General features: G+C 70.1%; 25 protein-coding genes. 15 read left to right on the forward strand and 10 right to left on the reverse strand.

The window, feature by feature from the left end:
* Genes ACF088_RS27795 through ACF088_RS27810 form a run of 4 tightly spaced genes read right to left on the reverse strand, consistent with a single transcriptional unit; the run spans position 1 to position 4,481 of the window.
* Positions 1 to 1,026 (reverse strand): cysteine synthase family protein, encoded by a 1,026-nt coding sequence (locus ACF088_RS27795; protein ID WP_392378585.1) that lies wholly within the window; start codon positions 1,024 to 1,026, stop codon positions 1 to 3.
* A 26-nt stretch (positions 1,027 to 1,052) separates the two neighbouring features.
* Positions 1,053 to 2,432, reverse strand: a complete 1,380-nt coding sequence (locus tag ACF088_RS27800) for a Y4yA family PLP-dependent enzyme (protein WP_392378586.1) — start codon at positions 2,430 to 2,432, stop codon at positions 1,053 to 1,055.
* Positions 2,423 to 3,448: an ornithine cyclodeaminase family protein gene (locus tag ACF088_RS27805; protein WP_392378587.1), complete on the reverse strand. Its 1,026-nt coding sequence runs from the start codon at positions 3,446 to 3,448 to the stop codon at positions 2,423 to 2,425. Before ACF088_RS27805 ends, ACF088_RS27800 begins: the two co-directional genes overlap by 10 nt.
* 37 nt (positions 3,449 to 3,485) lie before the next feature.
* Complete coding sequence (locus tag ACF088_RS27810) at positions 3,486 to 4,481, reverse strand: TauD/TfdA family dioxygenase (RefSeq protein ID WP_392378588.1); 996 nt, start codon at positions 4,479 to 4,481, stop codon at positions 3,486 to 3,488.
* Positions 4,482 to 4,818: 337 nt separating this feature from the next.
* Here ACF088_RS27810 and ACF088_RS27815 point away from each other — a divergent pair, with 337 nt between their 5' ends.
* From ACF088_RS27815 to ACF088_RS27870, 12 genes are all read left to right on the forward strand, one after another.
* Positions 4,819 to 6,363, forward strand: coding sequence for an ABC transporter substrate-binding protein (locus ACF088_RS27815; protein WP_392378589.1), 1,545 nt, complete (start codon positions 4,819 to 4,821; stop codon positions 6,361 to 6,363).
* 116 nt (positions 6,364 to 6,479) lie between these two features.
* A complete protein-coding gene (locus ACF088_RS27820; protein ID WP_392378666.1) occupies positions 6,480 to 7,370 on the forward strand; it encodes an ABC transporter permease in 891 nt (296 codons plus the stop codon).
* Positions 7,367 to 8,212 carry an ABC transporter permease gene (locus ACF088_RS27825; protein ID WP_392378590.1) on the forward strand — a complete coding sequence of 282 codons (846 nt, stop codon included), beginning with the start codon at positions 7,367 to 7,369 and terminating at the stop codon, positions 8,210 to 8,212. The genes ACF088_RS27820 and ACF088_RS27825 overlap by 4 nt, the downstream gene beginning before the upstream one ends.
* Positions 8,209 to 9,720, forward strand: coding sequence for an ABC transporter ATP-binding protein (locus ACF088_RS27830; RefSeq protein ID WP_392378591.1), 1,512 nt, complete (start codon positions 8,209 to 8,211; stop codon positions 9,718 to 9,720). The genes ACF088_RS27825 and ACF088_RS27830 overlap by 4 nt, the downstream gene beginning before the upstream one ends.
* A gap of 739 nt (positions 9,721 to 10,459) precedes the next feature.
* Positions 10,460 to 10,780, forward strand: a complete 321-nt coding sequence (locus tag ACF088_RS27835) for a gas vesicle protein (protein WP_392378592.1) — start codon at positions 10,460 to 10,462, stop codon at positions 10,778 to 10,780.
* A gap of 35 nt (positions 10,781 to 10,815) precedes the next feature.
* Positions 10,816 to 11,286 (forward strand): gas vesicle protein GvpJ, encoded by a 471-nt coding sequence (gvpJ, locus tag ACF088_RS27840; protein ID WP_392378593.1) that lies wholly within the window; start codon positions 10,816 to 10,818, stop codon positions 11,284 to 11,286.
* A gap of 3 nt (positions 11,287 to 11,289) precedes the next feature.
* Positions 11,290 to 12,042 (forward strand): GvpL/GvpF family gas vesicle protein, encoded by a 753-nt coding sequence (locus tag ACF088_RS27845; protein WP_392378594.1) that lies wholly within the window; start codon positions 11,290 to 11,292, stop codon positions 12,040 to 12,042.
* Between the two features lies 1 nt (position 12,043).
* Positions 12,044 to 12,268, forward strand: a complete 225-nt coding sequence (locus ACF088_RS27850; RefSeq protein WP_328389800.1) for a gas vesicle protein GvpG — start codon at positions 12,044 to 12,046, stop codon at positions 12,266 to 12,268.
* A gap of 30 nt (positions 12,269 to 12,298) precedes the next feature.
* Entirely contained in the window at positions 12,299 to 12,664 is a 366-nt protein-coding gene (locus ACF088_RS27855; protein ID WP_392378595.1) for a gas vesicle protein, read from the forward strand.
* 38 nt (positions 12,665 to 12,702) lie between these two features.
* Positions 12,703 to 13,632 carry a GvpL/GvpF family gas vesicle protein gene (locus ACF088_RS27860; protein ID WP_392378596.1) on the forward strand — a complete coding sequence of 310 codons (930 nt, stop codon included), beginning with the start codon at positions 12,703 to 12,705 and terminating at the stop codon, positions 13,630 to 13,632.
* Between the two features lie 3 nt (positions 13,633 to 13,635).
* Positions 13,636 to 13,866, forward strand: a complete 231-nt coding sequence (locus tag ACF088_RS27865) for a gas vesicle protein (RefSeq protein ID WP_392378597.1) — start codon at positions 13,636 to 13,638, stop codon at positions 13,864 to 13,866.
* Positions 13,863 to 14,159 (forward strand): gas vesicle protein K, encoded by a 297-nt coding sequence (locus ACF088_RS27870; protein ID WP_392378598.1) that lies wholly within the window; start codon positions 13,863 to 13,865, stop codon positions 14,157 to 14,159. Before ACF088_RS27865 ends, ACF088_RS27870 begins: the two co-directional genes overlap by 4 nt.
* 5 nt (positions 14,160 to 14,164) lie before the next feature.
* On the opposite strand, the gene ACF088_RS27875 is transcribed toward ACF088_RS27870, so the two are convergent.
* On the reverse strand, positions 14,165 to 14,992 hold the full coding sequence (locus tag ACF088_RS27875; RefSeq protein ID WP_392378599.1) for a DUF817 domain-containing protein: 828 nt from the start codon (positions 14,990 to 14,992) through the stop codon (positions 14,165 to 14,167).
* A 200-nt stretch (positions 14,993 to 15,192) separates the two neighbouring features.
* Between ACF088_RS27875 and ACF088_RS27880 the strand changes: the two genes are divergently transcribed.
* Positions 15,193 to 15,849: a maleylpyruvate isomerase N-terminal domain-containing protein gene (locus ACF088_RS27880; RefSeq protein ID WP_392378600.1), complete on the forward strand. Its 657-nt coding sequence runs from the start codon at positions 15,193 to 15,195 to the stop codon at positions 15,847 to 15,849.
* Positions 15,850 to 15,942: 93 nt separating this feature from the next.
* On the opposite strand, the gene ACF088_RS27885 is transcribed toward ACF088_RS27880, so the two are convergent.
* Positions 15,943 to 16,101 carry a hypothetical protein gene (locus tag ACF088_RS27885; protein WP_392378601.1) on the reverse strand — a complete coding sequence of 53 codons (159 nt, stop codon included), beginning with the start codon at positions 16,099 to 16,101 and terminating at the stop codon, positions 15,943 to 15,945.
* 56 nt (positions 16,102 to 16,157) lie between these two features.
* Here ACF088_RS27885 and ACF088_RS27890 point away from each other — a divergent pair, with 56 nt between their 5' ends.
* Positions 16,158 to 16,802 carry a helix-turn-helix domain-containing protein gene (locus ACF088_RS27890; protein ID WP_392378667.1) on the forward strand — a complete coding sequence of 215 codons (645 nt, stop codon included), beginning with the start codon at positions 16,158 to 16,160 and terminating at the stop codon, positions 16,800 to 16,802.
* Here ACF088_RS27890 and ACF088_RS27895 read toward each other — a convergent pair.
* The 3 genes from ACF088_RS27895 to ACF088_RS27905 form a co-directional block, all read right to left on the reverse strand.
* A complete protein-coding gene (locus tag ACF088_RS27895) occupies positions 16,754 to 17,032 on the reverse strand; it encodes a hypothetical protein (RefSeq protein ID WP_392378602.1) in 279 nt (92 codons plus the stop codon). The two genes, ACF088_RS27890 and ACF088_RS27895, sit on opposite strands and share 49 nt — an antisense overlap.
* A gap of 170 nt (positions 17,033 to 17,202) precedes the next feature.
* Complete coding sequence (locus ACF088_RS27900) at positions 17,203 to 17,376, reverse strand: CsbD family protein (protein ID WP_392378603.1); 174 nt, start codon at positions 17,374 to 17,376, stop codon at positions 17,203 to 17,205.
* Between the two features lie 257 nt (positions 17,377 to 17,633).
* Positions 17,634 to 17,975, reverse strand: a complete 342-nt coding sequence (locus tag ACF088_RS27905) for a hypothetical protein (RefSeq protein ID WP_392378604.1) — start codon at positions 17,973 to 17,975, stop codon at positions 17,634 to 17,636.
* 780 nt (positions 17,976 to 18,755) lie between these two features.
* On the opposite strand from ACF088_RS27905, the gene ACF088_RS27910 reads away from it, so the two are divergent.
* Complete coding sequence (locus ACF088_RS27910; protein ID WP_392378605.1) at positions 18,756 to 20,393, forward strand: APC family permease; 1,638 nt, start codon at positions 18,756 to 18,758, stop codon at positions 20,391 to 20,393.
* A 197-nt stretch (positions 20,394 to 20,590) separates the two neighbouring features.
* On the opposite strand, the gene ACF088_RS27915 is transcribed toward ACF088_RS27910, so the two are convergent.
* A complete protein-coding gene (locus ACF088_RS27915) occupies positions 20,591 to 21,127 on the reverse strand; it encodes an STAS domain-containing protein (protein ID WP_392378606.1) in 537 nt (178 codons plus the stop codon).
* Positions 21,128 to 21,757: the final 630 nt, after the last annotated feature.

Consider the following 21,757-nt stretch of genomic DNA (forward strand, 5'->3'; position numbering starts at 1 on the left):
TCAAATCCTGCGGAGTTTGGTGAGCTTCTCGTCGATCTCCCGCTCGACGGCGGGATCGCTGAGGTTGCGGGCGTTCATCCAGTCGTCGTTGAAGACGGTGTCCAGGTACTTTTCGCCACCGTCATTGATCAGGGCGACCATTGTGCTGCCCGGCGGGAGGGCGGGCAGGCGGGTGAGGGCCTCGTGGACGACGCCGCCGGCCGAGCCGCCGATGAGCAGTCCCGTGCGGGCGAGCGCGCGGGCGGTGGCGAAGGCTTCCACGTCCCCGACCTTGACACCCTCGTCGATCAGGTCGAAGTCGACGAGGGCGCCGATCTCGGCGCCCTCGGGCGTGCCGGTGCCCGACTGGTAGTAGTCGTGTGCGGGGCCGCCGAAGGCGATCGATCCCTTCGGCTCGACGCCGATGGTGGTGAAGTCGGGTACCAGTTTGCGCAGTTCACGGGCGGTGCCGCAGAGCATGCCGCCGGTGCCGACCGCGCCGATCACGACGTCGATCTCCCCGTCGAGCGCCTGGTGGAGTTCGTGGGCGACGGGGAAGTAGCCGACGCCGTTGGCGGGGTTGTTGTGCTGCTCGGTGAAGATGGTGTTGTCCTCGCCGCGGGCCAGCTCCTCGGCGAGCTCTTCGCGGGCGGCGGTGGCCAGCTCCTCGGTCCCGTCGTCGACGACGTAGACCAGCTCCGTGCCGAGCGCCTTCATGCCGCGCAGTTTGTCGGCGGCGGCATGGTGGTCGACGACGGCGGTGAAGGTGTAGCCGCGCTCGGCGGCGATGATCGCGAGGCCGAGTCCGGTGTTGCCGGAGGTGGATTCGATGATGCGGCCGCCGGGCCGCAGCTCGTCGGCCTGCTCGGCGGCGTCCACCATCGCGCGGGCCATGCGGATCTTGGCGCTGCCGGTCGGGTTGTACATCTCCAGCTTGAGCAGGAGGCGGCTGCCCGTTTCGGTGCGGCACAGCTCCAGCAGCGGGGTGTATCCGATGAGGTGGGATATGCGGGAGACCACGGCGGGGCGCGCGAGGGCCTCTTTCATGGGAAGACTCCTGGGCGGGTCGAAGGTCAGCATGCGGGGCGGCGGTCCAGGCGCCAGCGCGGGCAGTCGCCCAGCCGGTCCAGCACGACCTTGGGCGGCAGCGGCAGGTCGTGGAAGGGGGACTCGTTGGAGTCCATCTGGTAGCCGGCCGTGTTCGGGTAGACGAGCAGGTCGCCGACCCGTGGGCGGGCGGGGAAGGGGACCTTGCGCCAGGTCACCATGTCCGACTCCAGGCAGGACGCTCCCCCCACACAGGCGGGGTGCACCTCGCCGCCGTGCACCCGGCCGGAAGGCGTCACCAGCTGCGGGTCGGGGAGGTATTCGCTGTTGAACCACTGCTCGGACAGGCTCAGGCTGGTGCCGTCGACGGTGACGATCCGGTATCCGTCACGGTCCTTGGCGCCCTGGATGCAGAAGACCGTGGCGCCCGCTCCGTCCAGCAGGGCGCGGCCGGGCTCCATCATCAGCAGCGTGCCGGTGTCCTTCAGCCGGGCCGCGAGGGTGTCCCGTCCGCCTTCAGGGACGGTGTCCAGGATGGTGCGCAGTGCGCCGGCTCCGGCGACGGGCGAGTGGTAAGGGTAGAAGTCGCCGCTCTGGAACGTCTTGTGTGCGTGGTAGTGCTCGGGGCGCTGGCCGCCGAGGAAGCCGTGCCAGTGGTCGGCGGAACTGTAGTCGACGGCGAAGCCGCCGCCGATGCTGATCCGGTCGGCCTGCAGTCCCCGCACCCGGGCCTTCAGGCACCGTTCGACGAGTTCTCCGGCGAGGTCGGCGCGCGGCTGGGTGGCGTAGCCGGACAGATGGAAGCTGAAGCCCTCCATCCGCACCGCGTCCCCGGCGCGCACGCACCGGTCCAGTGCGGTCTCCAACTCGGCGTCGTTCATGCCGAAGCGGCTGTGCGGTTGTGCGGGCGGCAGCCGGCGCAGCAGCAGGCGGGCCGGGCGCACCGTGCCGGTCAGGGCGAGGGTGACGAGCAGGTCGAGTTCATCCAGCGCGTCGACGGCGATCAAACAGCCCTGGAGGAGTGCCAGGCGCAGCAGTTCGTCGCTCTTGGCGGGGCCGGTGATGACGATGTTCTCGCCGCGCACCCCGTGCCCGAGGGCTTCACGCAGCTCCCCGACGCTGGCCACGTCGACGCCGGCCTGGTGGGCGGCGCAGCGCTCCATCCATACGGCCGCCTTGTTGGCCTTCTTCGCGTAGTACACCCGTCCCTCCACACCGGCGTCGCTCAGGGCGGTGCGGAAGGTGGCGAGGTTGGCGTCGAAGCGGTGCGGCAGGAGGAAGTGGAAGGGGCCGCCGAAGGCGTAGGACAGCTCGTGCAGCAGACCGCTGTCGAGCACTTGGTCGGTGTCCGGGTCGGGGTGGGCAGGGAGTGTCGGCAGGTTCGTGGTCGGGACGGTCACTGCCACAGCGGCACCTGCACTCCCAGGCCCTGGTCGAGGGCGAGTTGGGCGAAGCGGTGGCCGAGCGCGATGTCGGTGACGACGAGTCCGCTGTTGTAGGCGAAGATGCGTTCCTCCGCCGACCGGCGGCCCGCGACGATTCCTGAGATGACGGGCGGGAACTCGGTGTCGACAGTGGGGAAGTTGCCTTCCTCGTCGGCCATGTCCGTGCCGGTGACCTTCATCTGTGCCTCGCTGGTGGCCACCACCCGGTCGGCACGGTGGAGCGTGGAGGGCGCCAGCCCGTGGCCCACGAGGATCGAGAGCGCACCGGGCTTGAGCCAGCCCGCCTCCACCGCGGCCGGGGTGTGCCCGCCGGCGGTGGCGACGAGGATGTCGGCTTCGCCCGCCGCGGCCCGCAGATCCGTGACGATCTCCACGTCCCGGTCGGGGAAGTGCGCGCGCAACTCCTCGCGTACGGCGTCGATGCCCTCGGGGTGGGTGCCGAAGAGCATCAGGCGGTCCAGGTCCGGCAGGGTCGTCAGCAGGAAGGGCAGGGCCAGACGGCCTTGGGTTCCGGTGCCGATGACCAGGGCGCTGCGGGCGCCGGGCCGGGCGCACTCGCGGGCCAGGAGGGCGGAGACGGCGGGGGTGCGCAGGGAGCCGATGCGGCCGCAGTCCATCATCGCGACGGGCAGGCCGGTGAGGTCGTCGTAGAGGGTGAGCGCGGTGTAGTAGTGCTGCTCGTCGCGGCCCTTGTCGAGTCCGTGCTTGTAGGAGGTCTTGATGGCGACGACGTTGCGGGAGCCGTCCCGGCCGAGCATCGCGTAGGAGACCGAGTGCCCGTCGTCGGGCTTGACGGTGAGTTTGCGGGGGTTGTCCGACTGGCCTGCGTGCAGGGTGCGGTAGGCGCCTTCGACCGTTGCGACGACATCGGCCAGGGATATGTCGATCCCGGCGAGGTCCGTCGTCGACAGGATGCGCAGGGTTTTGTCGTCGGCGGGTATGGAGTGGGCTTCGTGGGCCGCGGTGGTCTCGGTCATGTCCGTCCTCGGTGCGGGGGCGTCAGGCGGTGAGTGGTCAGGCGGCGTGGGCTTCGATGGCGGCCTGACCGTAGCCGTGCTCGTCCTGCTCGGCCAGGGGGCGTGTGCGGCGCGCGGGGACACGGACGGAGGCACGCTTGAGCCACCGGTCGGTGCCGTCGTAGCGGGGACGGAAGGGCACGCGGCCGTGGACCACGAGGTCGTTGTCGACGATCAGGACCTCGCCGGGGCTCAGGCTCACGGCGCCCGAGACGCGGGCGAGTTCGGCCTCCAGTCGCTCGTAGGCGGCCCGGTGGGCGGGGGCGGCGTCATCGAGCGGTGTGTAGGCGGGATCGAAGCGGAGCGTGAGCCCGTCCTCGGCGTGGAAGAGGGTGGGGACGGGGGCCGGCTGCCCGCCGTCGAAGCCCTGGGCCTCGGTGTAGGCGTCGTCGGGGAGGATCGGCAGCCGCGGCCGGGTCAGCAGCGCGATGTCGGCCTCGTCGAGCCGGACGTTGCGGATGCTGGCGGCGGTGGTGGCGATGTGGTCGTGGTTGCGCATGCAGCCGAGCATCAGCAGGTGGGCGCGTCCGGGGTGGAAGGCGTCCTCGGTGTGCGGGCTGAGCAGGACGGTGCTGCTGGCGCCGGTCTGCTCCGTCTCGTGGCCCGGGGCGGGGACGATGTTGTGCACGAAGCGGCCGTCCTGCTGGCCTTCCCAGGCGATCGGGTTGCCCATGACGGTGGCGAGCAGCAGCAGGACGATGTCGTGGACGGCGGCGCTGTCGCCTGCCGTGGCCCAACTCGAAGGGGTGGGGCCTATTTCGGTGTCGTCGACCTCCAGGCCGCGCAGCACGAACAGGCCCGCGTCGGTGTCGACGGGGCGCAGCTCGTGGCGGGTGGACTCGCTCAGGTCGGCGGCGAATTCGGCGACGCGGGCGAGGAGTTCGGGGGAGGTGGCAGAGGTGCCGAATTCGGTGAGGATCTTCTCGGCGGCCTGGCGCAATTCTCCGGTGCGGGTGGCATCGAGCTGACGGACGGGTGCGGCTCCCGTGCTCATGTCGAGGTCATCCATTTCGGTTCGAAGGCGGGGTGAGGTCCGGTGCAATGCCGTCCCAACACGGCGCAGCACACTGAACGGACCGGGCAAGGGGGCGGTATGGGGGTTTTGCTCCATGCCGGCGTCCGGTGGACGGTGACGAAGGTACCCATGACTCTTAGGTAAGGCAAACCTAACTTTGCTTTCGGGTCTTGTGTCCGCTTTCGCGGAAGTCTCGCCCGCAAAGGGCCCGTTGACGTCCATCAATCGAAGTGCTCGACGTCGAGCGCCCTTGCGGAAACGGTTGTCATTAGGGTAGGCAAACCTAAGCAATCGGAACTGAGCGGAGCGAGGCAACGTGAACTTCAACAGGCGACAGGTGCTGTGGGCCGGCGGCGGCATAGGCGCGGCCGCGCTGTTGGCCGCCTGCGGAGGCGGCAACGACGCAGCCTCATCGGGGTCCGGTGGCAAGCCGAGAAAGGGCGGCACTCTCCGCATCGGCGCGCTCGGGCGTTCCTCGGCCATCACGCGTGACCCGCACGGCAATCAGGGCAACGAGAGCGACTACCTCGTCATCGCCCTCGTCTACGACACCCTCACCGCACCGGGCCTCAAGGACAACACCGTCGGCCGCCTGGCCACCTCTTTCAAGCCCTCCAAGGACCTCAAGACCTGGCGCTTCTCCGTCGCCAAGGGCGCGACCTTCCACGACGGCAGCCCGGTCACCGCCGACGACGTGGTCTGGTCCCTGCGCCGCCTGCGCAACACCCCCGCCGGCGCCGCCCGGCTGCCCGGCATCAAGGCGGACAACATCACGGCAGAGGGCAAGGACACCGTCGTCCTGGTCTCCGACTTCGCCAACGCCGAGCTGCCCATGCTCACACGCCTGTCGACGTTCATTCTCAAGAAGGACACCCCTGAGAAGGAGATCGCCAAGGCGCCGGGCACCGGCCCCTTCAAGCTCGACTGGTACCGGGGCGGCAACGCCCGCCTGCTGCGCAACGAACACTGGCACGGCGGCAAGGTCTACCTCGACGCCATCGAGGTGACCATGTTCGAGAGCCCGCAGGCGATGGCGAACGCCATGATGTCCGGTCAGATCGACGTCGCATCCAACGCCGGAGCCGTGGCCGCCCGGACCGCTGATGCCCGTCAGGACATCAAGGTCATCCGCCGTCCCAACGACATGGCCATGCCGATCGTGATGCGCACCTCCAGCGGGCCGTTCGCCGACCCCAAGGTCCGTGAGGCGATGAAGCTCGTCGTGGACCGCGAGGCGATGGTCAAGCAGGTGCTGTCCGGGTACGGCACGGTCGCCAACGACATCCTGGGCACCGGCGACCCCGACTACGCCAAGAGCATCCCGCAGCGCCACCGCGACCTCACCAAGGCCAAGAAGCTCCTCAAGGAGGCCGAGTTCGACTTCTCCAAGACCTACGAGCTGGTCACCACCGAGGACATCTCCGGGCTCGCCGAGTCCGCGACGCTGTTCGCCTCCCAGGCCCGCGAGGCCGGAATCAAGGTCAAGGTCGTCAAGCAGGAGTCCGGCACCTTCTACCAGAAGACCTGGCTCAAGGGTGACTTCTACACCAACTACTGGGGCACCAACGACTCCGTGGTCTTCTTCGCCTCCAAGACCATGACCACCGAAGCCGGCCAGAACGAAGCCGACTGGTCCGACAAGGGCTTCGACGCCGCGTACCACAAGGTCATCGCCACCGCGGACCCCAAGGCCCGGACCGCAGCCCTGCGCGACCTACAGCAGATCGAGTACGGCAAGTCCGGCTACCTGCTGTGGGGCATGGCCGACGGCATCGACCTGGCCGCCCCCAAGGTCCACGGTCTGCCCAAGCTCCCCGGCTACGGACGCGTCCAGCTCGAAAACGTCTGGCTGGCCACGTGACCGACACGACCACGCGCCCGGCCGAGGCCGCCACCCGGCCCGTGGCCGCCTCGGCCGCGCGCCGCGCCGGCGCCCTCGGCCTGCGGGCCGCCGCCGTACTGGGCAAACGCATCCTGATGCTGCTGGTGCTGCTCGCCGTGGTGTTCGCGGCGATCGAGCTGCTGCCCGGCGACGCGGCCTCGGCCACCTCCGAACGCGGCGAGGGCGCCGCTGGCGTCGCCGCCCGCCGGCATCTGCTCGGCCTGGACCGGCCGGTGTGGGAGCGCTTCTGGGACTGGATCACCGCCCTGCCCACCGGCGACCTCGGCACCTCGGCCCGCGGTGAACGCGTCAGTGACCTGCTGGCTGCGCCCCTGCCCAACACCATCGTGCTGGGCACCACCGCCTTCGTCCTGACCGTGATCGCGGCACTGGCCCTCGGTATCTGGGCAGCCGCCCGCCCCAGGGGCATCGTTGACCGGGTGGTCGATCTGACCTCCACGACTGCCTTCGCGCTCCCGGAATTCGTGGTCTCCATCGGGCTGCTGCTCGTGCTGTCCCTGTGGACCGGCTGGCTGCCCGCCGCCACTGTCACCGGCGGTGACGGTGCCCCGGCAACCTGGACCATGCTGATCATGCCGGTGCTCGCCCTGACCATCCCGCAGACGGGCTGGAACACCCGCATCGTCCGCGCCGCCCTCGCCGATCAGGCGGCGACGCCGCATGTCGAGGCCGCCCATCTGGACGGTCTGTCCGTCCGGCATGTGCTGCTGCGGCACGCCTTGCCGGGGGCCTGGCCTGCCATCGCCACCGGCATCGCCACATCCACCGGCATGCTGCTCGGCGGAACGGTTGTGGTGGAGACCCTCTTCAACTACCCAGGAATCGGAACGGTGCTGGCGGGAGCGGTGGCCGACCGTGACACCCCCGTCATCGCCGCCGTCGTGGCCTGCGCAGCCGCCCTCATCACCGCCGTCCTCCTCCTCGCCGATCTCGTCCGCGCCCGCACCCTGGGAGCCCGCACATGACCGCTACCGCGGTTCTCGACCAGCGGGCCACACGCCGCCCCTGGCCTCGGATCTTCCTGCCCGTCCTCCCGGCCGTCCTGCTCGTACTCGTAGCGGTCCTGGGGCCGTTGCTGGCCGCGCACCCCGTCGACAAGCCCGTCACCGCCCCCTACGGCGAAGCGGGCACGGACGCTGTCCTGGGGGGCGACCAGCTCGGACGGGATGTGCTCAGCCGGCTCCTGCACGGCGGCAGCGCTCTGATCGGCAGCGCCCTGACCGTGGCGTTCATCGTCACGCTGCTGGCCACGCTGTTCGGATGCTTCGCCGTCCTCAGTCCCCGGCTCGGGCGGCTCGTCGAGCGCATCGCGGACACCTCCATCCTGCTGCCGCCGGTCCTGGGCATCATGCTCCTCGCACTGGCCTGGCCCGGCGGCGGCCGACTGGCCATCACTCTCGCCGCCATCGTTCTGGGTACTCCCTACGCGGTGCGCATCGTGGCCAGTGCGGCCGCCCCGTTCACCACCGCAGGGTTCATCGAGGCGGCCCTCGCCAGCGGCGAGGGCACGGCACATCTGGCCCTGCGCGAAATCCTGCCCAACCTCCGCGCCACGATCCTGGCCCTGTTCGGCCTCCGCTTCGTCGACGCGGTCTACGTCATCTCGATGGCCGGCTTCCTCCAACTCGGCCCGCAACCCCCCGAAGCCGACTGGGCACTGATGATCCGTGAGAACGGGCCCGGCATCCTGCTCAACCCCTGGGCCGTCGTCGCCCCCGGCCTCGCCATCGGCCTGCTCGCCATCAGCGTCAACCTCGCCGCCAACGCGCTGGCGCCCGCCACCGCACGAAGGGCTGCCCTGCGATGACCACCACCGGCCGTTCCGCGCCCACTCCCCAGGACACCGCCTCGGCCGTGACCGACACCTCGCCGCCCGTTACGGTCACCGACCTCGCCATAGGGTTCCCCGACGGCCCGACCCTGCTGCGCAACACCGGCCTCAGTCTGCGCACCGGCCGGATCACCGCGCTCACCGGCCCCTCGGGCTCCGGAAAGACGACTCTGCTCCGTGCCCTCATCGGTGACCTCCCCGCAGGGGCCGAGGTCACCTCCGGCTCCGTCGAAGCCCTCGGTCAGGACGTGTTCACCCTCACGCCCGACGCCCTGCGCGCCCTGCGCCGCCACCGCATCGCCTACGTCGGACAGGACCCCGGCTCCGCCCTCAACCCCCGGATGACCGCCGGACAGCTGATCGCCGAAGTCGCCACCGACCCCACACCCCAGGCCGTCGCAGCCCTGATGACCGAGTGCCGGCTGCCCGAAGAACTTTCCCACCACCGCCCCGGCGCTCTGTCCGGCGGGCAGCAACGCCGGCTCGCGCTGGCCCGCGCCCTGGCTCGGCACCCCGATGTGCTTCTGCTGGACGAACCCACGGCCGGCCTCGACGCGGCCCTCCGCGACGAGATCGTCGCCCTGCTGCGCCGGCTCGCCGCCCACCGCGGCATCGCCGTCATCCTGGCCTGCCACGATCCACAGGTCGTCGAGGCCTGCGCGGACACCGTCATCACCCTCCACGCCCCCGCCAGGGCCCAGGCTGCCTCAGCCCCGATCCGCAAGACCGGCCGCCCCCGCACCCCCGGACCCCCGGCCGCTCCGGACGACGGCCTGCGTGCCGCACGTCTGCAGGTCGCCTTCACCCACAAGGGCCACACCCACCAGGCCCTGAAGGAGGCGGACTTCCACGCCCCGCCCGGCTCGGCCACCGGCATCATAGGCCCCTCCGGATCCGGTAAGACCACACTGCTACGGACCCTGGCAGGCCTCCAGAAACCCGACGCCGGTACCCTCACCTGGAACGGGCAGCCGCTGCCCGCCACCGCCCGCAGGCGCCACCGCGACCAGCAACGGCGCATCCAGCTCGTCCCGCAAAACCCCCTGGGCGCCCTCAACCCCGCCCGCACCATAGGCGCTTCCCTCACCCGCCCGCTGCAACTCCACCGCACCGTCGGCAGGTCCGAGATGCCGGCCCGTGTCGGCGAACTCCTCGACGACGTCGGCCTCCCCGCCGACTTCGCCGCCCGCTACCCCCATGAACTGTCCGGCGGCCAGCGCCAACGCGTCTCCATCGCCCGTGCCCTGGCCACCGAACCCGACCTCCTGCTCTGCGACGAAGTCACCTCGGCGCTCGACCCGACGACGGCCACCGCGGTGATGGACCTCCTCACCCGCCTGCGCACCGAACGCCGGCTCACCCTCGTCCTCGTCAGCCATGAACTCGACCTCGTCACCGCCTACACCGACAGCGTCCACCTGCTCCGCGACGGCCGCGTACACCTGACAGGTGCCGGCGAAAGCGCTGCCGGACAACCGGCCTGACAAGGATGGGTAGGTGGGACGGCGGGGCCGCGGCGGAGGAGAGCAGCACCGGGCGGGCGTGGGGCGCACAGGGCTGCGGGAGGCAGGTCAGGCCGACCGGGGAAGCCGGCTCACGACGGGCGAAGTCCAGCAGTCCGGCGTCGTCCGTGGAGCGGGCAACGCGGAAGTCGGCGCGGCGGTGCTTGCGCAGACCGGGGCGGTCGGCGATGTCCCGCACCTCCCGCTCGGCGTGCCATTCCTGCAGTTCGCCGCCCCGCTCCCCCCGACGCCGCCCGCGCGCTCGCCGTCGATCGGGATGCGGGTGCACCGGGCGCCGGGTGAGCACCGCCCGATTCGGCCGGGCCGGAGCCGGCCGCAGATACGCGACGGCCGTGCTGCATCGCATATGTCGCGCTGCGTGAGGCGGTAGCAGCCGACACCGTCCTGCTCCGGGCCGTTGAAGCCGGCGGTGACGGGGTGGCCGGCGGTGTCGGGGTGGCCGGCGGTGTCGGGGTGGCCGGCCTCTTGGGCGGCTGCGGCATCAGCAGCCATCAGCGGATGCCGGGAGCGGCCTGCGCCGACGGTCAGCGGTCCGCCTTGCCGTGCCCCGGTGACTTCTTGCCCTGGAAGTCCTCGGGGGACGCCCGGAAGCGGCCCGTCGCGTGGGCTTCCCCGGCAGGGGCACGGCGCCGTCGTCCGGGGGCACCTCATTTGGTCCCGCTGAAGATGCACGGGTCGGGATGGCGATGAGACTTGGTGTATGGCAGAACAATCCCGAACGCGGGTTCGGTCGTCCACGGCTGCCCGAAAGCACAAGAAGACATCGGGGAACGACCCCGGGGAGGTGGCTCGTCGGGCTGCCGAATTGCTGCAGAGCCTGATCAGCCAGCGGGTGGAAGGTGTTTCTGCGGTACGGCGGACCGACGACGGCTGGTGCGTCGAGGTGGATGTGCTGGAGCTGGCGCGGATTCCCGATACCACGAGCCTTCTCGCGACATACGACGTGAAGCTCGACGATGACGGCGGGCTCCTTGAGTACTACCGGACCCACCGCTATCGACGAGGTGCGGCCGACCAGTGAACGCGGCACGTTGACCAGCTGAAAGGGCACCCCACATGACCACGGCGACTTATTCAGGATTGTCCGGCGAGGTAATTCCCTGCCCGCCCAGGGCAGGAACGCTATACGACGTGATGGAACTCATCCTGGACCGGGGGATGGTCATCGATGTGTTCATACGGGTGTCCCTGGTCGGGATCGAGATCCTCAAGATTGATGCCCGCATCGTGGTGGCCAGCGTCGATACGTATCTGCGTTTTGCGGAGGCGTGCAACCGACTGGATCTGGAGCACGATTCGGGAAGTGTGACCGTCCCGGAGCTCTTCGGCGGCCAGGCCGCGAAGAGCGTCGGAAAGCACAAGGCCAAAAAGGCCGCCAAATCCATTGGCAACACCGTCCGCTCGGTGGTGGGCGGCGATGACGACTCGGATGACGAATCCGAGGAGGAAGCGCAGCCGCAGCGGCGGCGCAGCAGTTCCGCCCGGTCCGGAGCCGCCTCCCGCCGACGGCGCTCAGAGGAGGAGTGATCAGTGACGGACGACGGCATCTACGTCTACGGCATCGTCCGGGCCGACCACCCGTTGCCCTCGCATCTGCGCGGAGTGGGAGATCCTCCAGGGGCGGTGGACCGCATCGGTGAGGGACACGTTGCCGCGGTCGTGAGCCAGGCGCCGCCGAACCTGCGCGCCCGTCGGCGCGACCTCATGGCGCACCAGGAGCTGTTGCTGGCCCTGGCCGCGGCCGGGCCGGTCCTGCCCATGCGGTTCGGCATGGTCGCACCGGACGAGGCAGTGGTCCGCCGGCAGCTTTCGGACGCCGAGGCGCACCATCTGGCCGCCTTGGCCGACCTCGCGGGAAGGGTCGAGATCAACGTCAAAGCGATGCCTGCTGACGACTCGCTCGCCGCGCTCGTCACGGGGGACGCGACCATCCGCGGCCTGCGCGAGGCGGTGCGCCGGCGGCCCAGCTACGAGGCGAATATGCGTCTCGGTGAGGCGGTGTCCACCGCGCTGTCGCGCCGGGCCGCTGAAGCGGGCCATGAGATCGTGCGGGCGCTGACACCCCGGGCGCATGCGGTCACCGCCGGGCCGGAGGTTTCCGGTTGCCAGGTCAATATGTCGTTCCTGGTGGACCGGAGCGACAGCGCCGGCTTCACCGCGGAGGCGGAGCGGCTAGCCGGGCACCACCGCGATCGCGTCGAACTCCGGGTGGCGGGCCCGCTGCCCTGTTACAGCTTCCTCGAACCGCGGCCGCTCGCGGCGAGGGCGAGGGCCGGAGGCTGAGGTGGGGCTGATCAGCGGTGTGCTCACCCTGCCGCTCGCGCCCGTGCGGGGGGTGGTCTGGGTGGCCGATCAACTCGCTCAGGCAGCCGACCGTGAGCTGCACGACCCGTCCGTGATCCGCGCCCGGCTCGTCGCGCTGAACCATGAATTCGAATCCGGTCACCTCGGCAAAGAGGCATTCGAACGTGAAGAGGAGCAACTGCTCGACCTGCTCTACGAGAGCTGACGGGGCGGGCCAAGAGGAAGGAGCGACCACATGACCGACGTCGATGAGAGATGGGCCGCTTCTCCTGCCAACGGCCCGACCACCTCGAACCTCGCCGACATCCTCGAACGCGTCCTCGACAAGGGGATCGTCATCGCCGGCGACATCAAGATCGACCTCCTCGACATCGAGCTTCTCACCATCAGGCTGCGGCTGTTCGTCGCGTCGGTGGAGACGGCCAGGAAGGCCGGCATCGACTGGTGGGAGACCGACCCCGCGCTCAGTTCCAAGGCGGCACGGAACGAGTTGCGGGAGGAGAACCTCCGGTTGCGTGAGCGGGTGGAAGCACTGGAGTCCGCCGAGGACGGCGGCTCGCCCTCCTCCCGGCCGCAGGACAGGGCAGGGGCGGGGACATGACGGGCCGGGGCAGGGGCAGGGACACGGCGGACGGGGACATGACGGGCAGGGACACGGCGGACGGGGACATGACGGGCAGGGACACGGCGGACGGGGACATGACGGGCAGGGACACGGCGGACGGGGACACGGCGGGCAGCGACCCGGCGACGGAGCAGCCCGGCACCCCGGACGGAGCTACCGCGACCTACGTATTCGCCGTATGCCGACAGCTCGACCCAGCCGCCCTCGCGGGGCTCGCCGGCCTCCCCGGCTTCACCGAATGCTTCCCCGTGCGCGGTCTGCGGTTCGGGCCCCTCACGGCGGTCGTCCAGCACGTACCCGCTGCCGAGTTCAGCGAGGACGCATGGCAGCAGCGACTGTCGGACCGTGCAGAGCTGGAACGCTGTGCACGAGCCCACCACGAAGTGGTGACCGCGGCCGCCGCCTGTGGCCCCACGGCACCGTTGGCCCTGGCCACTCTCTACCGGGGGGACGAGCGCGCGCGCCAGGCCCTGGAAGCGGACACGGGCCGCTTCACCGCGGTGTTGGCCCGCATCGAAGACCACGCCGAATGGGGGGTAAAGGTCTACCTCCCCACGTCGGCCCCCGCGCCCTCCGAGACTGCACCCGCCCGACCTCTTGCGAACGGCGGCGGGGCGGCACACGGAGCGGGCCGCGCCTACCTGGAGCGGAAGCGGGGGCTGCACCAGGCGCGAGAGCATCAGCACGACCGCGCGCTGCAGACCGCCGAAGACATCGATGCCGCCCTGAGCCGCCTGGCCACCGCGGCCCGCCGGCTGCGCCCGCACAGTCCGGAGATGACGGGGGAGAAGCACCGCCTGCAGGTTCTGAACGCCACCTACCTGGTGACGTCCGTATGCGAGAAGAGACTGCGGGACGCGGTGACGGGCCTGCGACACCGCACGGGAGCAGAGGTCGAGCTGTCAGGCCCCTGGGTCCCGTACTCCTTCGTCGGGGAGGTGTGAGCCGTGTCCGCCGGGCACCCCGTCCCCTGGGAAACACCGGGCCCGCTCTCCGGGCCCATCGGCGTCCCGCTGGTCGACCTTCTGGACCGCGTCCTGTCCACCGGGGTCGTCATCAGCGGGGACCTGGTCATCGCCATCGCGGACGTGCCCCTGGTGCGGCTCTCCCTGCACGCGCTGCTGTCGTCGGTCAGCGAACGGGTGCCCGCGCCCTGGTCGGACTCGGGCCCGCTATGAGCGAACGCACCGGCCCGCGCGAGAGCAGATTCGACATCGACCGTGACCAAATGGGCCGCGACCTCGTCTCGTTGGTCCTCACCGTGGTGGAGCTCCTGCGGCAGTTGATGGAACGGCAGGCGATCCGCCGGGTGGAACAGGGAGACCTGAGCGACGTGCAGGTGGAACAGATCGGGGAGACACTCATGCACCTCGAAGAGCGGATGACCGAGCTGTGCGATCAGCACGGCCTGCGCCTCGAAGACCTCAATCTCGATCTCGGGCCTCTGGGGTCCCTCCTGCCGCGCAATTGAGGGCCTCAGGGCTTGTCCTCCGTACCGGCAGGAGTGCGGAGACGCGGGGAGTCGCCGACCGGGCTCCCGGAGACCTGTTTGCCGTTGGCCCAGGCGACCAGGACGAAGGTCACGCTGATCAGGAGTGCCCAGGCTCCGATCTTCTCCCCGGCGACGGGCTGCCAGCCGTGCAGCTGGTCGGGGTAGCGCCAGGCCCCGAGGTAGGTGGCGATGTTCTCCGCGAGCCACAGGAAGAAACCGATCAGGGTGAAGCCGAGCGCCAGCGGCATGCGGTGGCGGGTGTGCCCGACGGTGAACCTCACCTGGGTCCCGGCCGTGGCCGCGAGCAGAGCGGCGGCGAGGGGCCAGCGCAGGTCCGGGAGCCAGTGGTGGCTGAAGAAGTTCACATAGATCGCCACGGCCACCACCGAGGTCGCTCCGGCGCGGTAGCGGCTCAGCTCCAGATCCATCACATGCCAGGCGCGGCACACGTAGCTGCCCACCGCCGCGTAGAGGAAGCCGCCGTAGAGGGGCACGCCCGCGAACTTCAGTACAGCCGGCTCCGGATAGCTCCAGGACCCCAGGGCGACCTTCACCACTTCGAAGGCCAGACCGATCACATGACACACCGCGATGACCGCGACGTCCCGCCCGCTCTCCCAGCGGCAGGCCAGGAACACCGCGGTCAGCAGCACCCCATAGGCGACCAGCAGGTCATATCGGGCGATGGGCAGCTGCGGCAGCGCCTGGGACACGGCCACGCCCGACAGCAGGGCGATGGCGAAGGCACAGCAGCGCGTCTCCAGCCAGGCGAAGAGGAGGGCCTTCCGCAGAAGGGTGCTCACGGTCGACATATCTCTGTCGACGCAGGGGGACCGGGTACCGGTTGCCGCCGCCCCGGGTACCGGTTTCCACCGCCCGGCGGACGCGGGCGTACAGACCCGTGGCGGACGGGGGCGCGCGTCGTTCGCCCCCCTCCTCTTGCCGGCTCTTCTTGTCCGCCCTTCCGGGACCGCATCTTGTCCGCCCTTCCGGACCGCACTACCTTGCCGATGTGGATCTCTTCTCACGCTCATGGGCAGCGTTGCGCACGGCGGTCGCCGAACTCCCGGACCAGGACTTCGAGCAGCCGTCCGGCTGCACCGGCTGGCTCGTGCGGGACCTCGTGTGCCACCTGATCATCGACGCGCAGGACGTCCTGATCACCCTCGCCACCCCCGCCGGAACCGAGCCGACCGTGAACGCGGTGACCTACTGGAGGGTCGAGGACCAACCGCCGACCGGTGAGGACCCGCTCGATGCGCTGACCGTCCGGCTGGCCGCCGCGTACGAGGAACCGCGCCTGCTCACCTTCCACCTCGACGACGTCGGCTCCGCCGCCGGACGCGCAGCCGGACGCGCCGACCCCGGCGCCCGGGTGAGCACCCGGGACGAGGTCCTGACCGTGGGCGACTACCTCGCCGCGTACGTCCTGGAATGGACGCTGCACCACCTCGATCTGATCGCGTACCTCCCGGACGCGACGGAACCGCCCGCGGAGGGCCTGGCCCGGTCCCGCGCGATGCTGGAACAGATCGCCGACGCCGCGTTCCCCGCATCGTTCACCGACAAGGACGCCCTTCTGATCGGCACCGGCCGCCGGGCACCGACCGACGGGGAGCGGGCCGAACTCGGCGAGCCGGCCGGGAAACTGCCGCTCGTCCTCGGCTGATACGCCCACTGCGGACCGGCCGGGTGGGTGAGGCGGGGCGTCCCGGACCGCCTCCGTCCCGACGGCCGCCTGCAAAAGCCCGCCGCCGGACGGTCAGCCGAGACGGGCGACGGTGCGCACCGGAGCGCCCTCGGCGGCCGGGCGGAGCGGGAAGAGCGAGAGCTCGACCGGGCGCCGGGCGGCCTGGGCGTCGAGGACGGGCCCCAGGCCGGTGAGGTTCTCGGCGATGACGACGCCGCGCCGGCTTTGCACCGGCGGCGGTGGGCGGGGAGCGGGCCCTCGTGGTGCGGATCGCCGGGACCGGGGTTGTGCGGATCGCCGGGACCGGGAGTGGGGTCGACGCTCAGGGCGTCGATGGCTGCTCCGGACGGCGCACAAGGAGGCCCGGTGGGCGCTGGCGCCCGCCGCGACGTTGGGCGGACCGGAGCCGGCAGCGTACGGTCGCCGCCCTGAACGTCCATGAGCAGACCGTGATGTACCGGACGCAGCGGGTCGACCAGCTCACCGGGTGCACTCTCGCCACCACGGGTGACCTCGCGGAACTCTGGATCGCCCGCAGGCCAGGGAGCTCCGCGCCGGCCCGCACGCGCGGAGGGGACGTGGCGCCCACACGGGTGTCCAGGCCGTTGACCACCGGGGCGCGGCAGCGGATCCGGCGGGCCGGCCAACCGGCAGCTACATGGGCGGAGTTGACCAGGCCGCAGGGCTCAGCGCGCGAGCGGTCGCTCCCCGTTGCCGTGGGCCATGAGGTCTTGTTCCGCCGGCGTCAGCTCGGCGCGTTCCAGGGATCCAGGAGCCCTGCCTCCGCTCGCGTCCCGGAAGGGGTACGCGTCCGTGACCAGCTCCGGCGCCCCGTGCCGCGAGGGCGGTATCCGGCCACTCGGCCGACCTCCTGGGAGTGTCGTCAGGCTCCCCGGTCGGCGTCGGAGAGCGCTGCGATATGGGCGCGGTAGGCAGCGATCTCGTCGTCGGTGAGCGCCAGGCGGCCGGGGCCGGGCTGGTCGGCCGGAAGCCTGGTGGCCTGGACGGCCGCCTCATACAGGGGGCCGGGAAGATTCAGCAGCAACTGGCCCTGCTCGGCGGTCTCGATCACCACCCAGGAGTCCGCGTTCTCGTCGTGAACATCGGCGGCCCCGATGGTGCTGATGGCGGTAACGGTCAGAACCGGAGGTATTTCGCTCATGCCACCTCCCTATCAGGCATGGCCTGCCACGGCGAATCGCCGGCGGCCCCGGCCATGGCCCCGTCTTGCTTCCGCGAGTGGAATCCGTCCCGGCTCGCGAAGTAACGCATGTCATGGGTGGGCGGGCCGCAGACATACGTGGCCCACCCACCCATGACGGATTCCTGGCGTCAGTCCTTGAGCGCGTCCTTACCGGTTTCCTTTGCGTCGCGCAGGTTTCCCTTGGATTCCCGCACCACGCCGTCGGCTTCGAGACGCTCATTGCCGACCGTGCGGCCGACTTCCTTTTCCGCCTTCCCGGTCGTCTGCTCCGCCTTGGCCTTCGCCTTCTCCACGGCGCTCATGATGAGGTCCTTTCGTCGGCGTCATCATTCCGCTGCCCGCAGAACTCCGCGGGAAACGGGGGAGTTTCCCGCGGAGGGGGTGGCCCGGCGCACGGCCGGAGACGAGCCGCTGCGGAGACGGGCCCCTACGAGGACAAGAGCCCGAGCGCACGGCGTTCCCGTATCCGCACCGGTGGTCCGCTTCCCCACCGTTCTTCTCTCACCGGTTTCTGAGAGGTGATCGCCGCTGTGTGGACCTTGTGGACGAACCCGGCTCCCTAGCGGTCGAGATCCAGCAGGGCGCCACCGCCGGTGTGCATACCGCCGATGGGCCGGTGGTGGTGGTGCCTGCCGTGATGGTGCTTGCACGTGTGGTGGTGGCGGCCGTACCGGTGGTGGCCGGACCGGCCGTGGTCGTGATCCCGGTTCCCGTCACGGTCCCGGTCGCGGTCCCGGTCACGGTCGCCTCTCCGGTGACGGCCGTGGTCGTCATGGTGTGCCGAGGTGGCGCTGACCGTGGTGCTGTCCTCGGCCGCGGACGAGGCCGTCGCGGCGGGCGCGCCCACCGCGAATACCGCGGTAATGACGGCTGAGGCGAACAGGGTGCGGGCAGTGCGCATGGGCATGTTCCTTTCGGCCTACTGCGAAGGGCGACACAGCGTCGGCCTTCTGATCGCAGTAGCGATATATGACCCGCTGTCAGCTGCTTTGTCACGGCGCACCACTTGAGAGCCTCGCAAAGATGCGCTTTACGGGTGGCCTGAGCGAGAAATTGACTCGTCGGGCCGAGAGCGATTCACGTCGAACGGTTCAGGTCGAACGGCGCGCCGCAGCGGCGTACCTCCTCGCTCATCCACCCCGCGCCCCTACAGCTCATTCACCCCTCCCTCTCGCTCACGGCAAACCTCCTAGCTCACGGCAAGCCTCCTCGCTCATGGCGGGCCTTGCCTCGTCGGCCCGCGCCCCCCCGCGGTGCCTCGACGGGAGCGAAAGGCGGCAGGGGGGCCATGCGCCCCGATATGCCCCATGTGTCGCGGTGTGATGTGCGGTGATATCCCCGTCGGCACGCCAGGGGGAGTCGCTGAAGATCGTGAGGACGCTGGTGTGTGGCATTGCCTGGCCCGGAAGCTCCCATTGTTCCTCGAAGCTTCAATTTTTCCTCAAATCTATGAGGCTTTCGGAGAATCGGATGAGTAATTGCCCGGTCGCATCCTGCTACCGAACCCGTCCCGCCGGCCGCCCATTCGGGAATTCCGCGAAATGTCCAGAGAGGCGAGCTGAGAATTCGGTATGCATTCCCCCAAGGAATCTCACTATTCAGGTAACGGCTCTTTGCAGGGCCGTGAATGCTCCCTACTCTGAGGCAAATTTTCAGCCAGTCCTGTCTTGAAAGGCCTCCTATGGCAAGCGTTGACGAGATCGCTCCCGAGAGGGCACGGTCCTCCGGCTCCCTCCGGAGGGACGTGGGACTGATCGGCCTGATGTGGGCGTCGGTCGGCTCCATCATCGGATCCGGGTGGCTCTACGGGGCGCAGAAGGCCGTGGTGGTGGCGGGACCGGCCGCGCTGATCTCCTGGATCATCGGCGCGATCGCGGTGGTGCTGCTGGCGCTGGTGCACGCCGAGCTCGGTGGCCTGTTCCCGGTGGCCGGTGGTACGGCGCGGTATCCGCACTACGCCTTCGGTGGCCTGGCCGGAATGTCCTTCGGCTGGTTCTCCTGGCTCCAGGCGGCGACGGTCGCCCCGATCGAGGTCGAGGCCATGATCGGTTACGCCGGTCACTGGTCGTGGGCCCAGGGGTTCCAGCACGCCAATGGGACCCTCACCACGAGCGGCTTCCTCGTCGCGCTCGTCCTGATGGCGATCTTCGTCGCGGTGAACTTCCTCGGCGTGAAGGTGCTGGCACACACGAACAGCGCGGCGACCTGGTGGAAGATCGCCGTACCCCTCGGGGCGATCTTCATCATCGCGGCGACCCACTTCCAGCCGCACAACTTCACCTCGCAGGGCTTCGCCCCCTTCGGCGCCAAGGGCGTGCTCAGCGCCATCAGCACCAGCGGCATCATCTTCGCGCTGCTCGGCTTCGAGCAGGCCATCCAGCTCGCCGGGGAGAGCCGCAACCCCAGGCGCGATCTGCCACGCGCCACGATCGGGTCGGTCGTGATCGGCGCGGTGATCTACATACTTCTCCAGGTGGTCTACATCGGCGCCCTGCCGCTGGCCTCCTTCGCGCACGGGTGGGCCAAGCTGGACTACGCGGGCATCAGCGGCCCCTGGGCCGGCCTGGCCACCGTGGTGGGTCTGGGCTGGCTGGGCTGGGTCCTCTACGCGGACGCGATCATCTCGCCCGGTGGCACCGGCCTGATCTACACCACCTCGACCTCGCGCATCTCCTACGGCCTGAGCAAGAACGGCTACGCGCCCCGGCTGTTCGAGAAGACCGACGGCCGCGGTGTGCCGTGGTTCGGGCTGATCATCTCGTTCGTGACCGGTGTGATCTGCTTCCTGCCGTTCCCGAGCTGGCAGGAGCTGGTCTCCTTCATCACCTCGGCGAGCGTGCTGATGTACGCGGGTGCTCCGCTGGCGTTCGGTGTCTTCCGCAACCGGCTGCCGCACCACGAGCGCCCGTACCGCCTGCCCGGCGGCGGTGTGATCTCGCCGGTGTCGTTCGTCGTCGCGAGCCTGATCATTTACTGGGCCGGCTGGGACACCCTCCAGCGACTCGGCTGGGCGATCATCATCGGGTATGTGCTGCTCGGCAGCTACGCCTGGTACGCGACGAAGAAGCAGCTGCCGAACGCTCCGCGACTGGACTGGAAGGCCGCGCAGTGGCTGCCGGTGTATCTGGTCGGCATGGGCCTCATCGCCTGGCAGGGCGGCTTCGGCGGCCAGGGGCACCTCCCGCTGTGGTGGGACATGGTGCTCATCACGGCGTTCTCGCTGGGCATCTACTACTGGGCCCGCGCCACCGCCGTCTCGTCCGAGGCGATCGAACAGAACATCGAGGAGGTCGCGGTCGTGGACGAGGGCGGTCACTGACCGCACCACGACCTGACGCCCCGCAAGCCGAGGGGTCCGGCCGGTCAGCCGGCCGGACCCCTCGGCTTTTCGCTGCCGTACGGCCCCGTGCCGCCGCGCGCGACCGCTCCGCCGGCGTGCCCGCGACCGCCGCCACTGCGCCCCGCAACGGCTTCCGCGCCGCTGACACGAAGACGGGTTCCCGGGGGAGCCGCCCGCTAGAGCAGGTCGAGAGCCGCGCGTACCGCGGTGTGCAGATCGGCGCCCCGGAGGTCGAGGTGCAGGGCCGAATCCAGGACGTACCGCGGTTGCGCCTGCCAGCCACGGGTGTGCAGGCGGGTGTGATGGCGGGCGGTCTGACGGTGCAGGGCGCACAGGAAGTGCAGGCCCGTCACGTCCATGAACGGCACGTTCTGCATGTCCAGGACCACGCCGTCCAGTGTTGCGGGCAGCGAGGCGAGGACACCGTCACATGCGGGCTCGCAGGCGCGGTCGATCTCACCGCAGGCCATGAGCAGCACGGTGTCGTCCAGATACTGAGTGCTGATGGTGAAAGGAATAACGCCCTCAAAGAGTTGGGGTGGCAGTCTCCAGCAGCCGCAACACTGCGGGCACACGGCAGGCGCCGCGTGCGGTCCGGCGTTTGCGGGCCGCCACGGCAGGAGCTGCCGGGGACCACATCCCGCTTCTCGGAGCACCGGGTGAGCAGACTCACGAGCCGAACCAGGCTGTTCCGTCACCTCACTGTCCCACATCGCGCCGCTCGTTCGGAACCTGTGGCGCCACGGCCGTCGGGGCCGCACCGTCGTGCTGTCCGAGGACGGGTGGATCAACTGGGTTGTCCCGGGGGCGACTTGACCGCACAGCGGCAATGCAGTGGCAATGCGGGGGCGCAGTACGGCAATTCCCGGCGCGCCGGGGCGTCACCGGAGGGGGCCGTCCGGCCGGCGTGCGGGCCTTCGCCGTTTCAGGTGTGCGGGGCCGGCGTCTCCCGTGAGGAGGCCCCGCGCCACCCCGGGCCGAGAACGGAGAGCGCCCCGCCCGGGCATATCCGACGCTCCCTCCCCAAGTGCTTGCCCGCCGGCAACAAATACGCCATCTCTTTCTGCGCAAGCGGCCCCAAAGCAGTTGCTGCGGCGTTCACAGCAGCCGCAAGGCATGGAATCCAGCCAATTAACCGGACGTCGAAAGCAAGCCACGGAGCGAGCGGCTGCGCTGGCCGGTCAACAACCATGGAGGCCGGCCGCGATGGCCGATGAGCGCGGCAACAACGGGCCTGGCCTGCCCGGCTCCGCTGCGGACGCTGCGGCGGTGAACGCCTTCCGGCGCACCGGTGGTGGCCTCGGCCCTGGCCCGGATCTGCTCTTGAGGCTTGCTCTCCCCGC

Source organism: Streptomyces sp. NPDC015125 (assembly GCF_043080045.1).
Lineage (GTDB): Bacteria > Actinomycetota > Actinomycetes > Streptomycetales > Streptomycetaceae > Streptomyces.